Below are 21,702 nucleotides of genomic sequence, written 5' to 3'. Positions count from 1 at the left end.
ATAAAAACTGCTGACTGTAACGCATGCAGTCAGCAGTTTTCATGAAGAACAGCTTAATGTTGAGGAGGAATCGGGAAGCCTTTTAGCGAAATAATGAAATTATCCCCTTCTTTCTTTATTTTTGCACCGGTATCACACCAGTCAGACGCAATTCGAAAGAACTCATCACTTCCTACATTCCAGCCAAGACGAACATGTTTCACGTAGCCGGAACGTAACAGATTGCAGGCCTCGTTGTAGTCACTGGCAGTCGATAGTTGTTGTTTCATTTTCTCTTCTTCAGAAGTTTACGTAGTGCTTTGATTTCTTTAGGAGTAAATGGAGTTACGCTCTCTTCTTCCGTATGCTGATTATCAACATCCTCTTCCGATACTCCCGCCTCTTCTACTGCTTCAAATGCCAGCAGCAGCAGTTTCTCTGTGGTCACGCTTAAATTCTCATTATTGTCTTCCGCATAGTGGCGAAGTCTTTCTTTTAGCGCTTCATCAATTTTAACGTTTAAAACCGCAGTAACCATGATTGTCACATCCTTTCGGAACACGTGTTTAATTTAATACACGAAGATAAGTTTGTTATCCAGATATATATTTTTTAGCTTATGACAGAATAAAGGCATCCGAAAATAAAATGACAGTCTATTATTACAGGTTTATGACATTATTATTTCAGTTAAATGAAGGCTGTATTACAGAAAATACAATAGTCACATAATTTAGAAGGTTTATTCAGGGGAACAACTGAGAGGATCACAAATGGGTGGGGGCCCTGCCAGCTACATCCCGGCACCCACGTCGTCTGCCCTGGCTGCTTCCTTCCGGACCTGACCTGGTGAACAGAGTAGCGTTGCGGGAGAACCAACAGAGCCCCCATTGAGAGCGTTGATATCCAACGCGCTGGCGCATTATCCCTGTGGAGCACCTCAATTGCAAGCCGCTGGCAACCGGATGCTGGATTATTGCGCAAACTGCCCCGACAATCTTCTTTATCTTCGTATAACATTACCCTTCGCTGATTTCCCTCAGGAGAAACAATGGACGAACATGACACTTTCCCACAGCGAGTGTGGCAAATCGTGGCTTCGATTCCGGAAGGCTGTGTCACGACCTATGGGGAAGTCGCCCGGCTGGCGGGTTCTCCGCGCGCGGCGCGTCAGGTTGGAGGCGTGCTGAGAAGGCTACCGGAGGGAAGCACGTTACCGTGGCACCGGGTCGTCAATCGCCATGGCGCCATTTCCCTCACCGGGCCAGACTTGCAGCGCCAGCGTCAGGCATTACTCTCAGAAGGGGTGCAGGTGTCCGGGGCAGGACAGATTGATATGCAGAAGTATCGCTGGGAGTACTGACGCCCTCTCCCGTCAACATGGAGAGGGCGAAGGAAAATTACATCTGTGTTGGGGGTGTAGGCAGAGTCGGCTGATTGGTTTGCGTTGCAACAGGCACTTCAGTTTGCTGCACCGGTACCAGGGTCAGGTCGATTTTGGTGCCGCCTTTGTTGACCGCTTCCTGTACGGTATCGGTGATAAAGACCAGCTTATCGTTGATCGTTACCGCCGCGCTCAGGAGGATACGCGCGTTAGGCTGGACGTCAGACGGGTTGTACGGCAGCACGAAGCTGAACGGCGCCTGTTTACCCTCTGTACGAACTGCACGCTGAGCAAGGACTTTAGACGGTGCATCCGCCAGAGACGCATCGGATAACGTGACCGTTAAAACCGCGTCCGGCGGCAGAGCGACTTTCTGTTTAATCCAGATGGTACCGGACACGTTAGGCTGTCGAATAGCTTGCTGTGAAAGGGTGTTAATCCCGTTTGGGGTCGCCGTTGGTACCGCTACATCGGCACTCTTATCCGCACAGGCGGACAACGCCACCGCCATTGCAACACCGCTTAACATAGGCACGAGTTTCATTGAAGTCTCCTTATCATCAATGCACCGGCGGGATCGATCCCATCCGATGTCGTTTTATTCACATAACGTAAACAAGTGTGGCACAAATCACGGATTTATGCCTAATTTTGCCCAGGTATTAAGATTATTCTACCCATCGGACCACTATCGTTTCTGCGTTATACTCAGCGTATCTTTCGCCACGGCGTTTATTGAGGACCACTATGAGTCAGGCACTGAACAATCTGCTGACATTGCTTAACCTGGAAAAAATAGAAGAAGGGCTATTTCGCGGACAGAGCGAAGATTTAGGCTTACGCCAGGTTTTTGGGGGCCAGGTCGTGGGGCAAGCGCTGTATGCCGCCAAGGAGACCGTCCCGGCAGACCGTCTGGTGCACTCGTTTCACAGCTACTTTTTACGCCCCGGTGACAGCGCTAAACCGATTGTGTACGACGTGGAAGTTCTGCGTGACGGCCAAAGCTTCAGCGCCCGTCGCGTGGCGGCCATCCAGCATGGGAAACCCATTTTCTACATGACCGCCTCCTTCCAGGCGCCAGAGCCGGGCTATGAGCATCAAAAACAGATGCCGTCTGCCCCGTCGCCGGACGATCTGAAATCGGAAACCGAAATAGCCCGCGCACTCGCGCATCTGTTGCCGCCGCAGGTAAAAGAGAAGTTTCTGTGCGATAAACCGCTGGAGATCCGCCCGGTCGAATTTCATAACCCAATGAAGGGGCATACCGCTGAGCCCGCCCGTCAGGTGTGGATCCGCGCCAACGGCAGCGTACCGGCAGACTTGCGCGTGCATCAGTATCTGCTGGGTTATGCGTCGGATTTCAACTTCCTGCCGGTTGCGCTACAGCCGCACGGTGTGGGCTTCCTCGAAAAAGGGATGCAGGTAGCCACAATTGACCATTCCATGTGGTTCCACCGTCCATTCGATATGAATGAATGGCTGCTTTACAGCGTGGAAAGTACCTCTGCGTCCAGCGCGCGCGGTTTTGTTCGCGGGGAATTTTACACCCAGGATGGTGTGCTGGTGGCTTCTACCGTGCAGGAAGGTGTGATGCGTAATCGCGGGTGATGTAAAAAGCCCGGTGGCTATGCTTACCGGGCCTGCAAATTACGCTTTTTCAGGCCGGGTAAGGCGAAGCCGCCGCCCGGCAAGGCACTCAAATTATGCGTTATAGGCATTCTCGCCGTGGCTGTTGACGTCCAGGCCTTCGCGCTCCTGCTCTTCCGGCACGCGCAGCCCTACGGTCATATCAGCCAGCTTGTAACCGATAAAGGCCACAACACCCGACCAGACAACGGTGATTGCGATACTTTCCAGCTGTACCAGCACCTGATGCCCCATGGTTACACCTTCTGCGTAACCCACACCGCCCAGAGATTGGGCAGCAAAGATACCGGTCATGATACAGCCGACAATGCCGCACACACCGTGCACGCCGAATACATCACACGGATCGTCAACGCGCAGAACACGTTTCAGTGCGGTAACGCCCCACAGCCCCGCCAGTCCTGCGACGATACCGATCAGCAGCGCACCGCCTACGCCCACGTAACCGCACGCTGGCGTAATACCTACCAGACCGGCAATCGCCCCGGAACAGGCACCCAGCAGCGATGGCTTGCCGCGAACGGCCCACTCGCCAAATACCCATGAGAGGATAGCGCCGGCGGTTGCCACAACGGTATTCACGAAGGCCAGTGCAGCGATTTCGTTAGCGGCGCTGGCTGAACCTGCGTTGAAGCCGAACCAGCCAAAGTAGAGGATGGCGGTGCCGGTAAAGACCATCGGCAGATTGTGCGGCTTGAATGCTTCCTTCCCGAAGCCCACGCGCTTGCCAATCAGGTAGGCGCCTACCAGGCCTGCTACCGCGGCGTTGATGTGCACAACGGTACCACCCGCAAAGTCCAGCGCGCCATGGGAAGCCAACAGACCACCGCCCCAGACCATATGCGCAATCGGGATATAGGAGAGCGTCAGCCAGACCACCACGAAAATCAGTACCGCAGAGAAGCGGATACGCTCAGCCAGCGCGCCCACAATCAGCCCCACGGTGATGCAGGCGAATGAGCCCTGAAACGCGACATGAATATACTGATAGAAGCTGCCCATTACCGCGGTCAGTTCGATATTTTTCAGCATCGCCCAGTTAACGTTGCCGAAGAAGGCGTTGCCCTCCCCGAAGGCCAGCGAGTAACCGTAAACTACCCACAGCACGCACACCAGCGCGAACGTGACGGCAACCTGCGTCAGCATGGAGAGTACGTTCTTGCCGCGAATCAGGCCGCCGTAAAACAGCGCGATCCCCGGAATCGTCATGAACAGCACCAGCGCGGTGCAAATCATCATAAAGGCGTTATCGGCTTTGTCTGCCACAGCAGGTGCAGCCATTGCCAGGCCCGGCAGCAGTGCCAGCGACCCCAGACCTGTTTTCATTGTTGCTTTCTTCATTTTCTCGATCCCTATCACTGTGTGCCAGGAGTTACTTACAACGCCGCTTCGTCAGATTCGCCGGTACGGATGCGAATAACGCGCTGTAGTTCGGCAACGAAAATTTTGCCGTCGCCAATTTTTCCGGTGTAGGCCGCTTTGCTGACGACATCAATCACCTCATCAAGCTGATCGTCGGCAATCGCCACATCAATTTTCACTTTTGGCAGGAAGTTAACGCTGTATTCCGCCCCGCGATAAAGCTCGGCATGACCTTTTTGACGCCCAAAGCCTTTCACTTCGGTGACAGTCAGTCCCTGAATACCCATGGAAGACAGCGCTTCACGCACGTCTTCGAGTTTGAATGGTTTGATTACCACCGTAACCAGCTTCATATATCCCCTCCAGTCAGAATTCGGTAATGGCCGCAGCTAACACGAGAGTGATATTGCAAAGGGTGTGCCAGAAGTGAAAGGTGAGGAGGAAAGCGCCGCGGCGCGCATGCGCCGGGAAAAAGTGAAAAAAAAACGCACCATGGCAGTGCAGGGTGCGTTTCAGTTTTGCACCAACGGTTAAGTCTGTTAGCGCATTGCCTTGTTATGGTGCATCAGGCGCTGAGTGACTCTTCCTCGCGCACGCTGGCGGCCAGTTCGTCGCCTGCCAGCTGCAGCTGATACATCTGCCAGTAGCGTCCTTTTGCCTCAAGCAGCGCTCTGTGCGTACCCCGTTCAACGGCCTGGCCACGGTGCAGAACCAGAATGGTATCGGCATCGACGATCGTTGACAGGCGGTGGGCGATCACCACCAGCGTAGTGTGATCCCGCACGGCAGCCAGCGCCTGCTGGATCGCCTGCTCGGTACCGGAGTCAATACTTGCGGTCGCTTCATCCAGAATTAACACCTGCGGCGTCTCAATCAGCACGCGCGCCAGCGCCAGAAGTTGCTTTTGCCCGACGGAGAGGTTGTTGCCCTGCTCACCCAGCCGGGTATTGATCCCCTCGCTTAACCCGCGCGCCAGATCCGCCAGCTGCACCGTTTCCAGCACCTCCCATACCTGCTCAGGGGTGAAAGGACGTCCCAGCGTCACGTTGGCATAAAAGGTATCCGCCAGCACCACCGGATCCTGCTGCACCATCGCGACGCCCTTACGCAACGCGTTGTGGCTAAGCGAGGCAAGCGGCCGTCCGTCCAGACGGATCTCCCCCTGCGTCAACGGATAGTAGCCCATCAGCAAACTGGCGAGCGTGCTTTTGCCGCTGCCGGTATGCCCAACCAGGGCGACAAAACCGCGCGACGGTACCTCGAGGTTGATATCCTGCAAGACAAGCTGGTCGTCGCGGTAGGCAAACGAGACATGATCAAACGCTATGGATCCACTTTCCAGCGGGCGTTCGTCATCGCCATAGGTCTGACGCGGCCTGTCCATGAGTTCGAATACACGTTCGCCCGCGACCACTGCCTGTTGCAGCATCGACTGCTGCGTGGTGAGTTCAATCAGCGGTTCGTTAAGGCGTCCGAGGTAACTGATAAACGCGTACAGTACCCCCACCTCGATGGTTCCGCGCGTCGTCAGGCCGAACAGCATCAGCAGTCCGCACAGCACCAGCGCCGAGAAGAGGCTCAGCAGCGGACGTAACAGGAAACCGTCCAGGCGTAACGTCTGCATCCGCGCCATATAATGCGAGCGGCTGGCTTCCCCCATTCGCTCACCAAAACGCGCCTGCTGGCGAAACTGCTGAATAACGCTCATGCCGTTGATCACTTCGTTGAAGCCATCATTGATATCTGCAAGGTAAGCGCGCACGCGGCGCACGATCGGCGTGCTGTAGCGCTGGTAAATCACCATCACGATCAGCACCGCCGGGAAAATGGTGATTGCCACCAGCGCCATCCGCCAGTCCAGGCTGAACATCGCCACCAGCATCGCGCCAATTAGCGCGGCACTGCGCAGAACCGTTGCAACAACGGTTACATAGAGGTCGCGGATCACCTCGGTGTCATTGGTGACGCGCGAAATAACCTGCCCGACCGGCTGGGTATCAAACTCGCTCAGCGGCTGGCGCAGCGCGGCATCCATCACGTCCGTGCGCAGCTGCTGCACCACGCCCACGGCGGCCCGGTTAAAGAGCAGTGACTGCGCGTAATGCAGCCCTGCCGCCGTCAGCTGTAGCCCGACGTACGCCACGCCCAGCCCGGCGACCAGGCCGAGAGGCAAATAGCTTTTCGCTACCATGTTATCGATGAAATAGCTGATAAGCAGCGGACCGGTCACCTCCGCAATCGCGGCGATCCACAGCAACAGCACGGCGATGGAAAGCGGTTTGCGCCACGGTGAGCCATAGGCCAGCAGCCGTTTTAACGTCGGCCACATCTGTCCAAACTTACGCATCGGCCACCTCCTCATCCAGCGCGGCTTCAAGCTGTTGATAGCGGTACATATCCCGATACCAGCCGGTCTGCCCGGCGAGCTGCTCATGCTGACCACGCTGGGCAATATGTCCGTGCTGAAGCACCAGAATTTCACTGGCTTCGGTAAGCGCCGACAGACGGTGCGCGCTGATGATGACCGTGCGCCCCTCTCCCCACTGGCGAAGGTTATGCAGAATTTGATGTTCAGTACGCCCGTCAACCGCGGACAGCGCATCATCCAGAATCAGGATCTCAGCGTCCAGCAGTAGCGCGCGGGCAATAGAGATACGCTGTTTTTGTCCGCCGGAGAGCATAACGCCCCGCTCACCCACTTCCGTGTCGTAGCCCTGCGGCAGGCGCAGAATATCCTCGTGGACGCTGGCCAGACGCGCCACGTGCTCGATCTGGTCCTGTGTCGCCGTCGGACACCCGAGCGCAATATTGTTGGCAATGGTGTCTGAAAACAAAAACGGCGTCTGGCTGACGACCGCCAGGCGGCTGCGCCAGTCATCCAGCAGCAGACGTGGCAGAGGGATGTCGTGGAAACGGATATCGCCTTCGCTCACGTCAAAATGGCGCTGAATCAGTGACAGAATGGTGCTTTTACCGGAACCCGTCGGGCCGCAGATGCCCAGCATCTGACCAGGACGCAGCGTGAAACTGACGTTCTCAAGCACCGGATGTTCCGTTTGCGGGTAGATAAAGGCGCGGATATCAGCCTTGAGAATACCCGGACCTTCCGGTACCGGCTCGCTGCCATCGTTCACGACCGGCACTTCCGCCAGCATGGCGCGGATGCGGCTGTAAGCGGCGCTCCCACGTTCAACGATATTAAACATCCAGGCCAGCGCCAGCATCGGCCAGATCATCAGCCCAAGGTACATCGCAAAGCTGGTTAACTGCCCGAGGGTCATGGTGCCTCGCACCACCATCCAGCTGCCGCCGCCCACCGCCAGCAGGTTCGCCATACCAATCGCAATATAAATTGTCGGATCGAAACGGGCATCAATACGCGCCACGCGCATGTTTTTCGCGCCGGTATCGGCGGCGTCGGCGGCAAACAGCGCGGACTGGCGGTCTTCCAGACCAAACGCTTTGATCATGCGGATGCTGGTCATGCTCTCCTGGGTGCGATCGTTCAGCGACGAGAACGCCGCCTGCGCCAGCTTAAAGCGTTCATGGAGCTGCTCGCCGTAGCGGTTAATTGCCAGCGCCATCAGCGGCATTGGCAGCAGCGCCAGCAGCGTGAGCTCCCAGCTAATTTGCGTAGACATCACAATTAATACCGCACAGCCCATCACCAGGGAATCCACCAGCGTTAACACCCCTTCACCGGCGGCAAACACCACGCGGTCTACATCGTTAGTGGCGCGGGCGATGAGATCCCCGGTACGGTGACGCAGATAAAACTCAGGGTGCTGGCGGCTCAGCTGACGGTAAAAGTCCTCGCGCAGCTCAACGGCAAGCTGATAGGACGCACCGAACAGTAGCACGCGCCAGACATAACGCAGCAGGTAAACCACCACGGCCGTCAGCACCAGCGTACCGACCCACATCATCACCCGTGCGGCGGTGTAATGTTGTTCGGTAACGCCATCCACGACGTAGCCCACCACTTTGGGGGGGATCAGTTGCAGAATGGCAATGATAATAAGCAGGGCCACTGCGCCGAGGTAGCGTTGCCACTCCCGACGAAAGTACCAGCTTAATTGGGCAAATAATCGCACGCGGTCTTTTCCTGAAGGTATTTTAAGAAGTTATTCAATGGGTAACGCTGTGGTGTATTTAATCTGTTCCATGGCGAAGCTGGAGGTGACATCGGACAAGCCCGGTACGCTATTGACCAGCCGCTTGTAAAAATCATCGTAGCGCTTCATGTCTGCCACCTGAACGCGCATCAGATAGTCGTATTCCCCCGCCATGCGCCAGAAGCCGAGCACCTCGGGCATGTCGGAAACCTGCGTGACGAAGCGGCAGTACCATTCGCTGCTGTGATGCTGCGTTTTTATCAGGACGAAGGCGGTCAGTCCAAGCCCCAGTTTTTCGGGATCCAGCAGCGCCACACGTCCCAGCAGAATGCCATCATCTTCCAGCTTTTTGAGGCGCTTCCAGCACGGTGTGGTGGTCAGATTAACGGCATCTGCCAGCGCCTGCAAAGAGAGGGTACAGTCGCTTTGCAGCAAAGAAAGCAGCTTACGGTCAATTTTATCTAACATAGCCACCTCGAAGAGAAAATTATTCTCCTTACATTCTATTTTAAAGGTCAGATAGCAACAATTTTTTCTGTGCTTTTCGCTATGCTGGGCACAAAATGACAAATGGATAACTACGATGAATAGCACCTGGGTTAAACATGCCATCAGCGAAATAAATGCCGACTATCAGCGCTCGGCAGACACCCACTTAATCCGCCTGCCTCTGCCGGGATTTCCCGGTATTCAGCTCTATCTGAAAGATGAAAGTACCCATCCTACCGGTAGCCTGAAGCATCGCCTGGCGCGTTCACTCTTTTTATACGGTTTATGTAACGGCTGGATTAAAGAAGGCACCACGATTATTGAATCGTCGTCCGGATCAACTGCCGTCTCCGAAGCCTACTTTGCCCGCCTGTTGGGTCTGCCGTTTATCGCCGTGATGCCCTCATGCACGGCGAAACGTAAAGTTGAACAGATCGAATTTTACGGCGGACGCTGCCACTTTGTGGACAGTGCCTGCGAAATCTATGCGGCCTCCGAAATGCTGGCCCGCGAGCTGAATGGTCACTATATGGACCAGTTCACCTTCGCCGAACGCGCCACCGACTGGCGCGGCAATAATAACATTGCGGACAGCATTTTCCGCCAGATGACCCATGAGCCGCATCCTGTCCCCTCTTACATTGTGATGAGCGCGGGCACGGGCGGAACCTCCGCCACCATCGGACGTTATATCCGCTGTCAGGGTTATGATACGCAGCTGATGGTGGTTGACCCGCAAAACTCGGTGTTCCTCGATTACTGGCAATCCCGCGATGCGAGCCTGCGCAGCCCCGTGGGGAGCAAGATCGAAGGGATTGGTCGCCCGCGCGTCGAACCCTCGTTCATTCCGGACGTTGTGGATGAGATGCTCCGCGTGCCGGATGCCGCCAGCGTCGCGACGGCGCACTGGCTGGAGACACAGCTTGGCCGTAAAGTCGGGGCTTCTACCGGCACCAATATGTGGGGCGCGCTACAGCTGGCCGCGAGGATGCGTGAAGAAGGCCGTACCGGCTCTGTCGTCACGCTGCTGTGCGACAGCGGGGAGCGATACCTGGACACCTATTACAACGCAGAATGGGTGCAGGCCAATATTGGCGATGTTGAGCCGTGGAAAGCGCAGATTTCGCAGCTGGTGAAATAAAAAAAGCCAGGCTTAGCCTGGCTTGCTGGAAGGGTCTCACTATTCGGGGGAATATGGGAGGTTATTTTTGTCCAGCCAATGCGTCAAAAAATGGGACACCGCTTCGTTACGACAGTGTCCGATAACCGGTAAATGCGGGAGCGCGGCGATAAGCTGCGGCATCGCGTTCCCCATAATCAGCCCACGACCTACGTTGCTCAGCATCTCGTGGTCGTTCATGGCGTCACCAAAGGCCATACAGTCCTGCATCGTCAGCCCAAGATGATCGCTCAGCACCGCCAGCGCGGATCCTTTGTTACAGCCCACCGGCAGCACTTCAAGACAGTCCACCGCCGAGAAGGTCAGGTGCGCCCGTTCGCCCAGCGCCTCGTTAAGCTGAATACGCAGACGGCAGAGATCGTCGTGATCGCCACAGAAGCAGATCTTGGTCACCTTGTGTGCCGGAATGCGGCGCAAATCGATAAGCTGATATTTAAAGCCGCTGTAAACGTGTGCGTGCAGCAAGGCCGGGATCTCACGCCCGGTAAACCAGCCTTCATCATTAAAAACATGCACGCTGGCCTGCGTATCCCAGGTGCTGTGCAGGACAATGTCCGCCACCTCCGGATTCAGATCCTGACGGTGCAGCACATCGCCGTCGACGGAGTGAATGCGCGTTCCGTTGCCGGTGATCAAGAACGCATCGAGGGCAAATGTCCCCAGCAGATGGCGCATCTCCAGCACATGACGACCAGTAGCAAACGTCAGGGTAACTTCACGCTCGCGCAGGCGCTTAAGAGTGTTCAGGGTTTTCTCCCCTAAACGGTGATCCGGCATTAACAGCGTGCCGTCCATATCAAATGCAGCGAGCCGAGCCATGATTACTCCCGAAATGTGATGCGGTTAACTTGTGCATCAGTATTACGTGGGATATACGGAAGTAATAGTGAATAGATGATAATTATTGTTCCGGGTTTTTCATGCGCCAGCTTAACCGTCTTAACCAGTATCAGCGTCTGTGGCACCCGTCTGTCGGTGCACCGCAGCAGGTGACCATCAGTGAACTTGCCAGCCGCTGCTTTTGCAGCGAGCGACATGTTCGCACCCTGCTGCGCCAGGCGCAGGAGGCGGGCTGGCTAAGCTGGCACGCCCGCTCCGGACGAGGTAAGCGTGGGGAATTACGCTTTCACGTCACCCCGGATTCGTTGCGTAATACGATGATGGAAGAGGCCCTGAAAAGTGGACAGCAGCACAACGCGCTGGAGCTGGCCCAGCTCGCGCCTGAAGATTTGCGATCGCTGCTGCATCCGTTTATGGGCGGACAGTGGCAGAACGACACGCCGACGCTGCGTATTCCCTACTATCGCTCGCTGGAGCCGCTTCAGCCGGGGTTTCTCCCTGGCCGGGCGGAGCAGCATCTGGCGGGACAGGTATTCTCTGGTTTGACGCGTTTTAATGGTAACAGCAGTGAACCCACGGGCGATCTGGCGCATCACTGGGAAGTCTCTGCTGACGGCCTGCGCTGGCATTTCTACATTCGCTCCACCCTGCACTGGCATAACGGCGATAAAATAGAGACGGCACAGCTCCGGCAAAGCCTGACGGCGCTGTTATTGCAGCCCGGCATGGGCACGCTGTTCCGCAGCGTCTTACGTATCGAAACCACGCACCCGCAGTGCCTGACGTTTATTCTCCATCAACCTGACTACTGGCTGGCGCACAGGCTGGCAACCTACTGTAGCCGTCTGGCGCATCCCGATTACCCTGTGGTAGGCAGCGGTCCCTTCCGGCTAAGCGTTTTTGAGCCTGAACTGGTGCGTCTGGAAAGCCACGAGCAGTATCATCTTGGCCATCCGTTGCTTAAGGCTATCGAGTACTGGATCACGCCCCAGCTTTTTGACTACAGTCTCGGCACCAGCTGTCGCCACCCGGTGCAAATCGCCATTGGCGAGGCCGACGAGCTGGCCAGCCTGCGGCTGGTGAGTAACAGCACCAGTCTGGGCTTCTGCTACCTCACGCTGAAACAGAGTCCACGTCTAAGCGAACTTCAGGCAAAGCGGCTGATTAATATCATTCATCTCTCAACGCTGCTGCACACGCTTCCCCTGAACGAAGGGCTCATCACTCCTACCGAGGAACTGCTTCCCGGCTGGGCGATCCCCCAGTGGCCTGATTTAACCGACGTTGCGCTGCCAGAGGCATTGACGCTGGTCTACCACCTGCCGGTTGAGCTTCACACCATGGCCAGCCAGTTAAAAGCATACCTTGCGCGGCAGGGTTGTGAACTGACCGTCATCTTTCATGACGCCAAAACGTGGGACGGGTGCCAGCAGCTTGCCGATGCAGACATCATGATGGGAGACAGACTGATTGGCGAAGCGCCGGCGTACACGCTTGAGCAGTGGCTCCGCTGCGATGCGCTCTGGCCGCATCTACTGAGCGCACCGGCATTCGCCCATTTGCAGGCCACGCTGGATGCGGTGCAGTCGCAGGCCGACGAGCGTGACCGACACGCAGGACTTCAGGCTATATTCAGCCGGTTAATGGAGACAGCCGTCCTGACGCCGCTCTTTAACTACCAGTATCAAATCAGCGCGCCTCCGGGCGTCAACGGCATATGCCTTAACACTCGCGGCTGGTTTGACTTCACCGAAGCCTGGCTTCCTCCACCAAACGCGTGAAGAAGCTGGTCGCCGCTTTAGCCAGGCGTTAACATGACGCTTTTACTGTAACTGTCGAGATGATCTATGAAACGTGCCGTCGTCGTGTTCAGCGGAGGACAAGATTCCACCACCTGCCTGATTCAGGCGCTTCACCAGTATGATGAAGTGCACTGCGTCACTTTTGATTATGGTCAGCGTCATCGCGCTGAAATCGATGTCGCTCGTGAACTGGCTCTCAAACTGGGCGCCCGCGCTCATAAAGTGCTGGACGTGGCGCTGTTAAATGAACTGGCCGTCAGCAGCCTCACCCGCGACAGCATTCCGGTGCCTGATTACGAACCGGATGCCAGCGGCATTCCGAACACCTTCGTACCGGGCCGCAACATTCTCTTCCTGACCCTGACGGCGATCTATGCCTACCAGGTGAAGGCCGAAGCGGTGATCACGGGCGTGTGTGAGACCGACTTCTCTGGCTACCCGGACTGCCGGGATGAATTCGTGAAAGCACTCAATCACGCCGTCGATCTGGGAATGGCAAAAGAGACCCGCTTCGAAACGCCGCTGATGTGGCTGGATAAGGCTGAAACCTGGGCGCTGGCCGACTACTGGGGCAAGCTGGATGTCGTTCGCAACGAGACCCTGACCTGCTACAACGGCATTAAAGGGGACGGCTGTGGGCAGTGTGCCGCCTGTAACCTGCGCGCGAACGGTCTGAATCATTATTTTGCGGATAAAGCGGGCGTTATGGCCGCAATGCAGAAAAAGACCGGGCTGAAATAAGGGCTACCTGACCGTGCTGTCGAACAGTTTTACACCGGCAGCACGGGTAATTTTCATCAGTGTAGTCAGCGTTGGGTTACCATTTTCGGACAGGGTACGGTATAGCTGCTGACGTGAAAGCCCCGCTTTGGCTGAAATCTCTCCAATACCGCCGCGCGCTTCGATAACGCGTCTGAGGGCAATCAAATAGGCTGGGATCCCCTGGTCCTCGTAAATTTCATCCAGTGCAATTTGCAGATAGAGTTGCGCGTAAGAAGGATTTTCGCGCAGCATTTTGACTACAGCTTCATCATGGCTGACGGTACTTGAGAATTTTCGCTCACTTTTGCTCATGGAGTTTATCCTTTTGATGATCTTTCCAGTAATCTATTGCCAGCATCACATCCGCTTTCTGGCTCTTTTTGTCACCGCCGATCAGCAACAATAAGATTTCCCGATGCTGGACCGCAAAATAGACTCGATAACCGGGACCACAATCAACCTTCAACTCCCAGACACCCTCTCTGAGATAACGGTAATCGCCAAAATTCCCCTTCTCAGCGCGGTCGATTCGCAGAAGGATCCGAAACGCCAGCTCCGGATCCTTTCGTCTCAACTTTGCTACCCAATCCTCAAACGGTATTTTTCCGTCGCGGGTTCGGTAACGTTTAACAACGTAGTCCCTGTTCATGATTTTATCCCTGAAAACCCTTCTTGTCTTTTATAAAAGACAAAAATTTACGCGATCATCAGCTCCAGCTTTTCGCGCAACTCCCCTTCCAGCGGCAACGCTTTCTGGGTTTTGAGATCGATACAGACAAAGGTGATCAGCGCATCGGCCACAATCTGCCCTTCTGGCTCCAGCGTAACGACCTGGCTCAATACACCACTTTTGCCATTCAGTTGTTGGACCTCACTGGTCACGGTGAGCACATCCCCCAGCACAGCCGGGCGGCGGTAGTTAATGTTGATATTGACGACCACAAACGCGATGTTGTGTGCGGTTAGCCACTGGAAGCTTTCGCTGTTCTCCAGGCCGTCCCAGCGCGCCTCTTCAAGAAATTCGAGGTAGCGGGCGTTATTGACGTGCTGGTAAACATCGAGGTGATAACCACGGACTTTGATTTGTGTCTGCATAGCGCAATAGCCTTTCGTTGTTATAGGTTCAGAGGTCATAACTGGTATGACCTCTTTATCCTGGCAAATTTTTGCCGCAGTGCAAGTGATTACGCGATTACAGCGTCAGGTGTGCGAGATTGCGCTCAACCAGCGCGCTGCCCATACCCGGCACCTGCTTGAGATCGTCAAGGGTTTTGAAAGGACCATACTCTTCACGATAGCTGACGATGGCCTGCGCTTTTTTGAGGCCCACGCCATTCATTACGCGGGCAAGATCGTCCGCAGAGGCAGTATTAATACTGACCCGCGTACCCTCGTCCTCAATGGCTTTCGTGCTGGCCGTCGCGTTGGCTTTAACCTGACCTTGTGACGTTGCATCGGCCTGAGTTTGTGCAGCCTGGGCTTTAGACGAGGGTGACGCCGCCAGCGCGCCCGCACTCATCCCGGAAGTGGCAATAGCCAGTGTAATTAACAGTGCTTTGATTCCACATTTCATGCTGTTTTCTCCTTGTTTGTTGACAGCCATGCCACGATAGCCGCACGGGAAAACAGGGACAAACAGCAGATTGCAGAAATGGAAAAGGCCGCGAAAGCGGCCTTTAGTTTTTGCAGAACGTTACGAAAATCTGCGAGCAGACACGTAATTATTGCTCCTGAGTGACCACATCACCCAGCTTGATTTTGGCTTCTTTACGCAGGTTGCTCATCAACGCTTCGAAAGCAATCTGGGCATTGTTCTGGGTAATTCCCTGAACCATGGCCTTCTTCTGCGCGTCTGGCAGCGTGCCGGCTTTCACTTCATCCAGTGCCAGAACCACCACGTTACCCTGCATATCGGTCGTGGTGCCAAAGACAGGTTTGTCTTTCGCCGGCAGGCTCAGACCAAACGCCGCCTGGCTGACAGGATCCTGACCGGTACGGCTCAGCGTTTTTGCTTCGCCAAAGCTCAGGCCAGCCGCTTTCAGCGCATCGTTCTTACCGGCTTTCAGGTCGGCCAGAATTTTCTCTGCATCCAGTTTTGCCTGCTGTGCCGCTTTGTTGTGTTTCACCAGCGCCACCACCTGATCTTTCACTTCCGCCAGGGGCTTCACTGCCTCGGCTTTGTGCTCGCTGACGCGCAGTACGAACGCACGATCACCGTCAACGGTAATGATATCTGAGTTACTGCCCGGCGTACCATTCTCACCGACCAGACCACCATTGAAAATGGCATCTGAAACCGGTTTGAAGTTCAGTTCTTCCGGCAGGTTTTCGTGGCTGAACCAGCCCGTCTCAACCGCTTTCACGCCAGCAGCCTGCTCAGCGCCCGCCAGTGATTCGTTGTCGTTGCTTGCGGCATCGCTCACTTTCTGTTGCAGAGCATAGAAGGCATCCAGCGCTTTCTCCTGCTTCACTTTCGCAGCGATATCATCACGAACGTCAGTCAGCGGCTTGGTTTTCGCCGCCACAACATCGTCCAGACGCGCCACCAGGAAGCCGACGGAGGATTTGATTACACCAGACAGTTGGCCTTTCTCTTTCAGGCCTGCATTTTTCAGCTCATCCGGGGTAGTTGACTCTTCCAGCCAGCCCATATCACCGCCGTTTTTGGCAGAAATAATGTCGGTAGATTTTGCTTTCGCTAAGGTGGCGAAATCAGCGCCTTTGTTCAGCTCGTCCAGCACGGCTTTCGCTTCTGCTTCCGTTTTGGTCTGGATCACGCTGTAACGGTTACGCTGCGGCTGAGTGAACTGATCCTGATGCTGGTCGTAATAAGACTGGATCTCGGCGTCAGTCGCATTTTCCTGCATCGCAGCTGCATCCAGCTTGATATAGCTTACGCGGAACTGTTCCGGAGAGATGAAGTTGTTCTTGTTTTGCTCGTAGTAAGCATTAACTTCAGCGTCGCTAACCTGCTGTTTCGCTGCCAGTGCGTTGACATCAATCGTCGCTTCACGCACCACGCGTTGCTGCGCCACCAGTGCCGCCAGCTCTTCAGTTTCACCTTTCAGCATGAAATCGGTGCCCACCACCGCGTTGATCAGCTGTTGCGTGGTCAACTGGTCACGCAGTGCCTGAGCGTACTGGTCAGCCGTCATACCCATCTGGTTAACAATGCTGTTGTAACGCGCGTTGTCGAACTTCCCATTAGACTGGAAAGCCTGCGTCGAGAAGATGGCTTTTTTAACCTGCTCATCGCTGATGCCCAGACCCAGGCTTTTCGCGTACTGATCCAGCAGCGCCTCGTCAATAAGGCGGTTTAGCGTCTGCTGACGCAGGTTTTTCATATAGCCTTCGTTGGCTGCAAGTTCAGAGTATTGGTCGCCCAGCTGTTGCTGCATGCGGTTACGTTCACCAGCAAAAGCGTTCTCGAACTGCCCACGGCTAATTTCCTGGCCATTCACTTTTGCGGCGTAGTTCGCGCCACCGCCGATGAGGTAACTACTCACACCGGTCAATATGAACGACACGATAATGATACCGAAAATAATCTTGAGCACGAGACTGTTAGCAGCCGTGCGTAAGCTGTCCATCATGGTGTAACAACACTCCGCTGTAGGTGACTGGTTACCTGACGCTGACGGAAAATCCTGACCGTCGCGCGTAAAAGCGTATTGTGACAAGAAAACAGGGCAATTGTCAGCCCACAACTCGCATAAACTCGCACAAATCAGGTCTGGACAAACAAAAAAGGCACATCAAACGATGCGCCCTTGTACTTTTCAGCTTCCCTGGAGCGGGAAAGCAATCAGTTTACTGCGTCTTTCAGCGCTTTACCTGCACGGAAACCCGGCACTTTAGCGGCAGCAATGGTGATCTCTTTGCCGGTCTGAGGGTTGCGGCCAGTACGGGCTGCACGCTCTTTAACCGCAAAAGTACCGAAGCCTACCAGTGCAACGTCGTCCCCAGCTTGCAGAGATTCAGTAACAGAAGCAATTAAAGCATCTAAAGCACGTCCAGCTGCCGCTTTAGAAATATCAGCACCCGCAGCAATTTTGTCAATCAGTTGAGATTTATTCACTGTTCTCTTCCTCTCTTTATAATTTATATCGCACCTGAATCCTTCACAGCGCGACCGCGCAGCAGTTATATCAGTCCTGCTATGACCTTACAACACCCGTTGTTGATGGCTAACCCAATCAGCAATCTAAATTAGCTATACAAAAAAAGGCTGGCAAGTACGAAATGACTTACCAGCCTTGTTTTTATTGGCGCTCTTTGCGCGAGGTCACTATTTTGCAGTTACAACCTGCATTCCGGACGGTTCATTTTGCAGTGCGAGAGTCAGAACTTCCTCAATGCGTTTCACCGGATGGATCTGCAAATCGGCAATAACGTTGTCCGGAATCTCTTCCAGATCGCGTTTATTCTCGTAAGGGATCAATACGGTTTTGATCCCACCGCGGTGTGCCGCCAGCAGTTTTTCTTTTAATCCGCCGATAGGCAGTACCTGACCACGCAGCGTAATTTCACCGGTCATGGCCACATCAGCACGAACCGGATTACCTGTCAGGCAGGAAACCAGCGCAGTACACATGGCAATACCCGCGCTTGGGCCATCTTTCGGCGTCGCCCCTTCCGGAACGTGAACGTGAATGTCGCGTTTTTCGTAGAAATCCGGGTTGATACCCAGTTTTTCCGCACGCGCGCGCACCACGGTCAGCGCCGCTTGGATGGACTCCTGCATCACTTCACCCAGCGAACCGGTGTAGGTCAGCTTGCCTTTGCCCGGAACACAGGCGGTTTCGATGGTCAGCAGATCGCCGCCCACTTCCGTCCATGCCAGACCGGTCACCTGACCAACACGGTTTTCGTTGTCTGCGCGACCGTAGTCGAAGCGTTGAACACCCAGGTACGCATGCAGATTGTCGCCGTTAATCACGATGTGCTTCAGGCTCTTATCCAGCAGCAGCTGTTTCACTGCCTTACGGCACAGCTTAGAGATCTCACGTTCGAGGCTACGCACACCCGCTTCACGGGTGTAGTAACGAATAATGCCGACAATGGCGCTGTCCTCAACGGTCAGCTCGTTGGCTTTAAGCGCGTTACGCTCAATCTGCTTCGGCAGCAGGTGCTGTTTGGCAATGTTCAGCTTCTCGTCTTCGGTATAACCGGACAGACGGATCACTTCCATACGGTCCAGCAGCGGTGCCGGAATGTTCATGGAGTTCGACGTCGCCACGAACATCACATCGCTCAGGTCGTAATCCACTTCCAGGTAGTGATCGCTAAACGCCACGTTCTGCTCTGGATCAAGCACTTCCAGCAGCGCCGACGCCGGATCGCCACGCATGTCTGAAGACATTTTGTCGATCTCATCGAGCAGGAACAGCGGGTTTTTGACGCCCACTTTCGCCATTTTCTGGATAAGCTTGCCCGGCATGGAACCGATGTAGGTACGGCGGTGACCGCGGATTTCCGCTTCATCACGCACGCCGCCCAGCGCCATACGGATGTACTTACGCCCTGTCGCTTTGGCGATGGACTGGCCCAGAGAGGTTTTACCCACCCCTGGAGGCCCTACCAGGCACAGGATTGGGCCTTTGATTTTGTTCACACGGCTCTGTACCGCGAGGTACTCAAGAATGCGGTCTTTCACACGTTCCAGGCCGTAGTGGTCGGTATCCAGGATCTCCTGGGCCTGACGCAGGTCTTTTTTGACCTTGCTGCGGGCATTCCACGGAACCTGCACCATCCACTCAATGTAGCCGCGTACAACGGTCGCTTCCGCCGACATCGGAGACATCATTTTCAGCTTCTGCAACTCAGCTTCGGCTTTCTCTTTCGCCTCTTTCGGCATCTTCGCCGCGTCGATCTTACGCTTCAGCGCTTCGTTTTCATCCGGCGCATCGTCCATCTCGCCGAGCTCTTTCTGAATGGCTTTCATTTGCTCGTTCAGATAGTACTCACGCTGAGATTTTTCCATCTGCTTTTTGACGCGGTTGCGAATGCGCTTCTCAACCTGGAGCAGATCGATCTCAGACTCCATCATCGCCATCAGGTATTCCAGACGTTCGTTAACGTCGGACATTTCCAGCACGGACTGTTTGTCAGCCAGCTTCAGCGGCATATGCGCAGCGATGGTATCCGCCAGACGTGCAGGATCGTCGATGCTGTTCAGCGACGTCAGCACTTCAGGTGGGATTTTCTTGTTCAGCTTGATATAGCCTTCAAACTGGCTAATCGCGGTGCGTACCAGCACTTCCTGCTCGCGCTCATCAAGTTCCGGTGAATCAAGGTACTCTGCCTTCGCAGAGAAGTGCTCGCCATCGTCTGACAGAGTGGTAATACGCGCACGCTGTAAGCCTTCCACCAGCACCTTCACGGTGCCGTCTGGCAGCTTCAGCATCTGCAAAATAGAGGCCACGGTCCCGACGGTGAAAAGATCGTTTACACCCGGCTCATCCGTTGATGCTTCTTTCTGCGCGACCAACATGATTTTTTTATCATGATCCATGGCGGCTTCGAGGCAACGGATAGATTTTTCCCGCCCTACAAATAAGGGTATGACCATGTGCGGATAAACCACCACATCGCGCAACGGCAATACGGGGATTTCAATGCGTTCAGAACGCTCAGGATTCATAGAGCTCTCTCTTAGTTTAGTGTCCGCCAGGTAAACTGGTCATGTAACTGTGCTTCACACAACCATTAACATGTAATCCAGTATATGGGGATGTTTCCCATACATTCAACGCCATGAATACGGAAAAAGTAAAGGGGAGATAAAATCCCCCCTTTTTGATTAACTGATTGTATGAAATGGTGAATTATTCGCCAGATGCCTGCTGCGCTTCCGGTTTACCGTAAATCAGTAACGGCTTGGTCTGGCCACCAATGACGGACTCGTCGATCACGACTTTTTCGACGTCTTCCATAGAAGGAAGATCGTACATCGTGTCGAGCAATGCTGCTTCCACGATAGAACGCAGGCCACGGGCACCGGTTTTACGCGCCATCGCTTTCTTGGCAATCGCGTCCAACGCTTCGTCACGGAATTCCAGCTCAACGCCTTCAAGATTAAACAGCGCCTGATACTGCTTGGTCAGCGCGTTTTTCGGCTCTTTCAGGATCTGAATCAACGCGTCTTCGCTCAGTTCGTTCAGGGTCGCCACAACCGGCAGACGGCCGATAAATTCCGGAATCAAACCGAATTTGATCAGATCTTCCGGCTCAACCTGCGCCAGCAGCTGGCCTTCGTTTGGTTTTTCAGACGTGGCTTTCACCGTTGCGCCAAAACCAATGCCGGAGCCGGTTTCCACACGGTGAGAGATCACTTTATCCAGGCCTGCAAACGCACCACCACAGATAAACAGGATCTTAGAGGTATCAACCTGCAAGAATTCCTGCTGCGGATGTTTACGCCCACCCTGCGGTGGAACAGCCGCAACCGTACCTTCAATCAGCTTCAGGAGCGCCTGCTGCACGCCCTCGCCCGAGACGTCACGGGTGATGGACGGGTTGTCTGATTTACGAGAGATTTTGTCGATCTCATCGATATAGACGATCCCGCGCTGGGCTTTCTGTACGTCGTAATCGCACTTCTGGAGCAGCTTCTGGATAATATTTTCAACGTCTTCACCCACATAACCGGCTTCGGTCAGGGTGGTGGCATCCGCCATAGTGAACGGAACATCCAGCAGGCGCGCCAGCGTTTCTGCCAGCAGGGTTTTACCGGAACCGGTAGGCCCGATCAGCAAAATGTTACTTTTGCCCAGTTCTACGCCATTGCTGGTATCGCCGTTACGCAGACGTTTGTAGTGGTTGTATACCGCCACCGCCAGCACTTTTTTCGCCTGCTCCTGACCAATAACATAGTCGTCCAGGTGGTGGCGAATCTCGTGTGGCGTTGGTAACGCGCTGCGCTCACGGTGCGGCGCGACTTCTTTAATCTCTTCGCGAATGATGTCGTTACATAAATCGACGCATTCGTCGCAGATATACACGGACGGCCCGGCAATCAGTTTACGCACTTCATGCTGGCTTTTGCCGCAAAAAGAGCAGTACAGCAGTTTGCCCGAACCATCTTTGCGTTTATCTGTCATGAGTCCAAACCTCTTTTTAAGTTCTATGTGCCGCACATGA

22 protein-coding genes and 1 other RNA gene are annotated in these 21,702 nt (G+C 54.7%); 5 read left to right on the top strand and 18 right to left on the bottom strand.

The genetic code is table 11. The annotated features are described in order from the left end of the window. Positions 1-53: 53 nt before the first annotated feature. The 3 genes from RY075_RS05610 to ffs form a co-directional block, all read right to left on the bottom strand. Positions 54-269 carry a hypothetical protein gene (locus RY075_RS05610; RefSeq protein ID WP_015571263.1) on the bottom strand — a complete coding sequence of 72 codons (216 nt, stop codon included), beginning with the start codon at positions 267-269 and terminating at the stop codon, positions 54-56. Beyond that, the gene (locus RY075_RS05605) at positions 266-517 is read right to left on the bottom strand and encodes a hypothetical protein (protein WP_006809862.1); all 252 of its coding nucleotides are present in this window, start codon (positions 515-517) and stop codon (positions 266-268) included. Before RY075_RS05605 ends, RY075_RS05610 begins: the two co-directional genes overlap by 4 nt. Positions 518-763: 246 nt before the next feature. Further along, positions 764-860: signal recognition particle sRNA small type (gene ffs, locus RY075_RS05600), an RNA gene on the bottom strand. A gap of 170 nt (positions 861-1,030) precedes the next feature. Between ffs and RY075_RS05595 the strand changes: the two genes are divergently transcribed. Further along, the gene (locus RY075_RS05595; RefSeq protein WP_003859016.1) at positions 1,031-1,342 is read left to right on the top strand and encodes an MGMT family protein; all 312 of its coding nucleotides are present in this window, start codon (positions 1,031-1,033) and stop codon (positions 1,340-1,342) included. A 37-nt stretch (positions 1,343-1,379) separates the two neighbouring features. Here RY075_RS05595 and RY075_RS05590 read toward each other — a convergent pair whose 3' ends face one another. After that, positions 1,380-1,907 (bottom strand): YbaY family lipoprotein, encoded by a 528-nt coding sequence (locus RY075_RS05590; RefSeq protein WP_003859018.1) that lies wholly within the window; start codon positions 1,905-1,907, stop codon positions 1,380-1,382. Positions 1,908-2,110: 203 nt separating this feature from the next. Between RY075_RS05590 and tesB the strand changes: the two genes are divergently transcribed. Further along, positions 2,111-2,971 carry an acyl-CoA thioesterase II gene (gene tesB / locus RY075_RS05585; protein WP_032657403.1) on the top strand — a complete coding sequence of 287 codons (861 nt, stop codon included), beginning with the start codon at positions 2,111-2,113 and terminating at the stop codon, positions 2,969-2,971. A 93-nt stretch (positions 2,972-3,064) separates the two neighbouring features. Here tesB and amtB read toward each other — a convergent pair whose 3' ends face one another. The 5 genes from amtB to RY075_RS05560 all read right to left on the bottom strand — a co-directional run bounded on the left by amtB (position 3,065) and on the right by RY075_RS05560 (position 8,955). Beyond that, positions 3,065-4,351: an ammonium transporter AmtB gene (gene amtB, locus RY075_RS05580; RefSeq protein WP_022650485.1), complete on the bottom strand. Its 1,287-nt coding sequence runs from the start codon at positions 4,349-4,351 to the stop codon at positions 3,065-3,067. 35 nt (positions 4,352-4,386) lie between these two features. Beyond that, entirely contained in the window at positions 4,387-4,725 is a 339-nt protein-coding gene (gene glnK / locus RY075_RS05575) for a P-II family nitrogen regulator (RefSeq protein ID WP_006809867.1), read from the bottom strand. A 212-nt stretch (positions 4,726-4,937) separates the two neighbouring features. Beyond that, entirely contained in the window at positions 4,938-6,719 is a 1,782-nt protein-coding gene (locus tag RY075_RS05570; RefSeq protein ID WP_022650484.1) for a SmdB family multidrug efflux ABC transporter permease/ATP-binding protein, read from the bottom strand. After that, positions 6,712-8,466 carry a SmdA family multidrug ABC transporter permease/ATP-binding protein gene (locus RY075_RS05565; protein WP_023315528.1) on the bottom strand — a complete coding sequence of 585 codons (1,755 nt, stop codon included), beginning with the start codon at positions 8,464-8,466 and terminating at the stop codon, positions 6,712-6,714. Before RY075_RS05565 ends, RY075_RS05570 begins: the two co-directional genes overlap by 8 nt. 30 nt (positions 8,467-8,496) lie before the next feature. Next, positions 8,497-8,955 (bottom strand): Lrp/AsnC family transcriptional regulator, encoded by a 459-nt coding sequence (locus RY075_RS05560; protein ID WP_015571267.1) that lies wholly within the window; start codon positions 8,953-8,955, stop codon positions 8,497-8,499. A gap of 115 nt (positions 8,956-9,070) precedes the next feature. Here RY075_RS05560 and RY075_RS05555 point away from each other — a divergent pair, with 115 nt between their 5' ends. Next, a complete protein-coding gene (locus RY075_RS05555) occupies positions 9,071-10,117 on the top strand; it encodes a PLP-dependent cysteine synthase family protein (RefSeq protein ID WP_003859036.1) in 1,047 nt (348 codons plus the stop codon). A 39-nt stretch (positions 10,118-10,156) separates the two neighbouring features. On the opposite strand, the gene cof is transcribed toward RY075_RS05555, so the two are convergent. Next, on the bottom strand, positions 10,157-10,975 hold the full coding sequence (gene cof / locus RY075_RS05550; RefSeq protein WP_003859037.1) for an HMP-PP phosphatase: 819 nt from the start codon (positions 10,973-10,975) through the stop codon (positions 10,157-10,159). A 101-nt stretch (positions 10,976-11,076) separates the two neighbouring features. On the opposite strand from cof, the gene RY075_RS05545 reads away from it, so the two are divergent. Next, positions 11,077-12,777, top strand: a complete 1,701-nt coding sequence (locus tag RY075_RS05545; RefSeq protein WP_109948427.1) for an SgrR family transcriptional regulator — start codon at positions 11,077-11,079, stop codon at positions 12,775-12,777. 66 nt (positions 12,778-12,843) lie between these two features. Continuing rightward, positions 12,844-13,539 carry a 7-cyano-7-deazaguanine synthase QueC gene (gene queC, locus RY075_RS05540; RefSeq protein ID WP_032657394.1) on the top strand — a complete coding sequence of 232 codons (696 nt, stop codon included), beginning with the start codon at positions 12,844-12,846 and terminating at the stop codon, positions 13,537-13,539. Positions 13,540-13,542: 3 nt separating this feature from the next. Here queC and RY075_RS05535 read toward each other — a convergent pair whose 3' ends face one another. From RY075_RS05535 to clpX, 8 genes are all read right to left on the bottom strand, one after another. Beyond that, positions 13,543-13,872, bottom strand: coding sequence for an addiction module antidote protein (locus tag RY075_RS05535; protein ID WP_022650480.1), 330 nt, complete (start codon positions 13,870-13,872; stop codon positions 13,543-13,545). Then, positions 13,859-14,209 carry a type II toxin-antitoxin system RelE/ParE family toxin gene (locus RY075_RS05530; protein ID WP_022650479.1) on the bottom strand — a complete coding sequence of 117 codons (351 nt, stop codon included), beginning with the start codon at positions 14,207-14,209 and terminating at the stop codon, positions 13,859-13,861. Before RY075_RS05530 ends, RY075_RS05535 begins: the two co-directional genes overlap by 14 nt. Before the next feature lie 47 nt (positions 14,210-14,256). Continuing rightward, positions 14,257-14,655 (bottom strand): YbgC/FadM family acyl-CoA thioesterase, encoded by a 399-nt coding sequence (locus RY075_RS05525; protein WP_023315524.1) that lies wholly within the window; start codon positions 14,653-14,655, stop codon positions 14,257-14,259. A gap of 97 nt (positions 14,656-14,752) precedes the next feature. Next, on the bottom strand, positions 14,753-15,133 hold the full coding sequence (locus RY075_RS05520; protein WP_003859045.1) for a helix-hairpin-helix domain-containing protein: 381 nt from the start codon (positions 15,131-15,133) through the stop codon (positions 14,753-14,755). 148 nt (positions 15,134-15,281) lie between these two features. Further along, positions 15,282-17,153 (bottom strand): peptidylprolyl isomerase, encoded by a 1,872-nt coding sequence (ppiD, locus tag RY075_RS05515; protein WP_338628274.1) that lies wholly within the window; start codon positions 17,151-17,153, stop codon positions 15,282-15,284. A gap of 212 nt (positions 17,154-17,365) precedes the next feature. Continuing rightward, positions 17,366-17,638 (bottom strand): nucleoid-associated protein HU-beta, encoded by a 273-nt coding sequence (hupB, locus tag RY075_RS05510; protein ID WP_002444653.1) that lies wholly within the window; start codon positions 17,636-17,638, stop codon positions 17,366-17,368. Between the two features lie 210 nt (positions 17,639-17,848). Next, positions 17,849-20,203, bottom strand: a complete 2,355-nt coding sequence (lon, locus tag RY075_RS05505; protein ID WP_006809878.1) for an endopeptidase La — start codon at positions 20,201-20,203, stop codon at positions 17,849-17,851. A 184-nt stretch (positions 20,204-20,387) separates the two neighbouring features. After that, positions 20,388-21,662 (bottom strand): ATP-dependent protease ATP-binding subunit ClpX, encoded by a 1,275-nt coding sequence (clpX, locus tag RY075_RS05500; RefSeq protein WP_006809879.1) that lies wholly within the window; start codon positions 21,660-21,662, stop codon positions 20,388-20,390. Positions 21,663-21,702: the final 40 nt, after the last annotated feature.

Source organism: Enterobacter sp. JJBC (assembly GCF_036936505.1).
GTDB lineage: Bacteria > Pseudomonadota > Gammaproteobacteria > Enterobacterales > Enterobacteriaceae > Enterobacter > Enterobacter hormaechei_C.
This window is presented reverse-complemented; position numbering and strand designations above follow the sequence as displayed.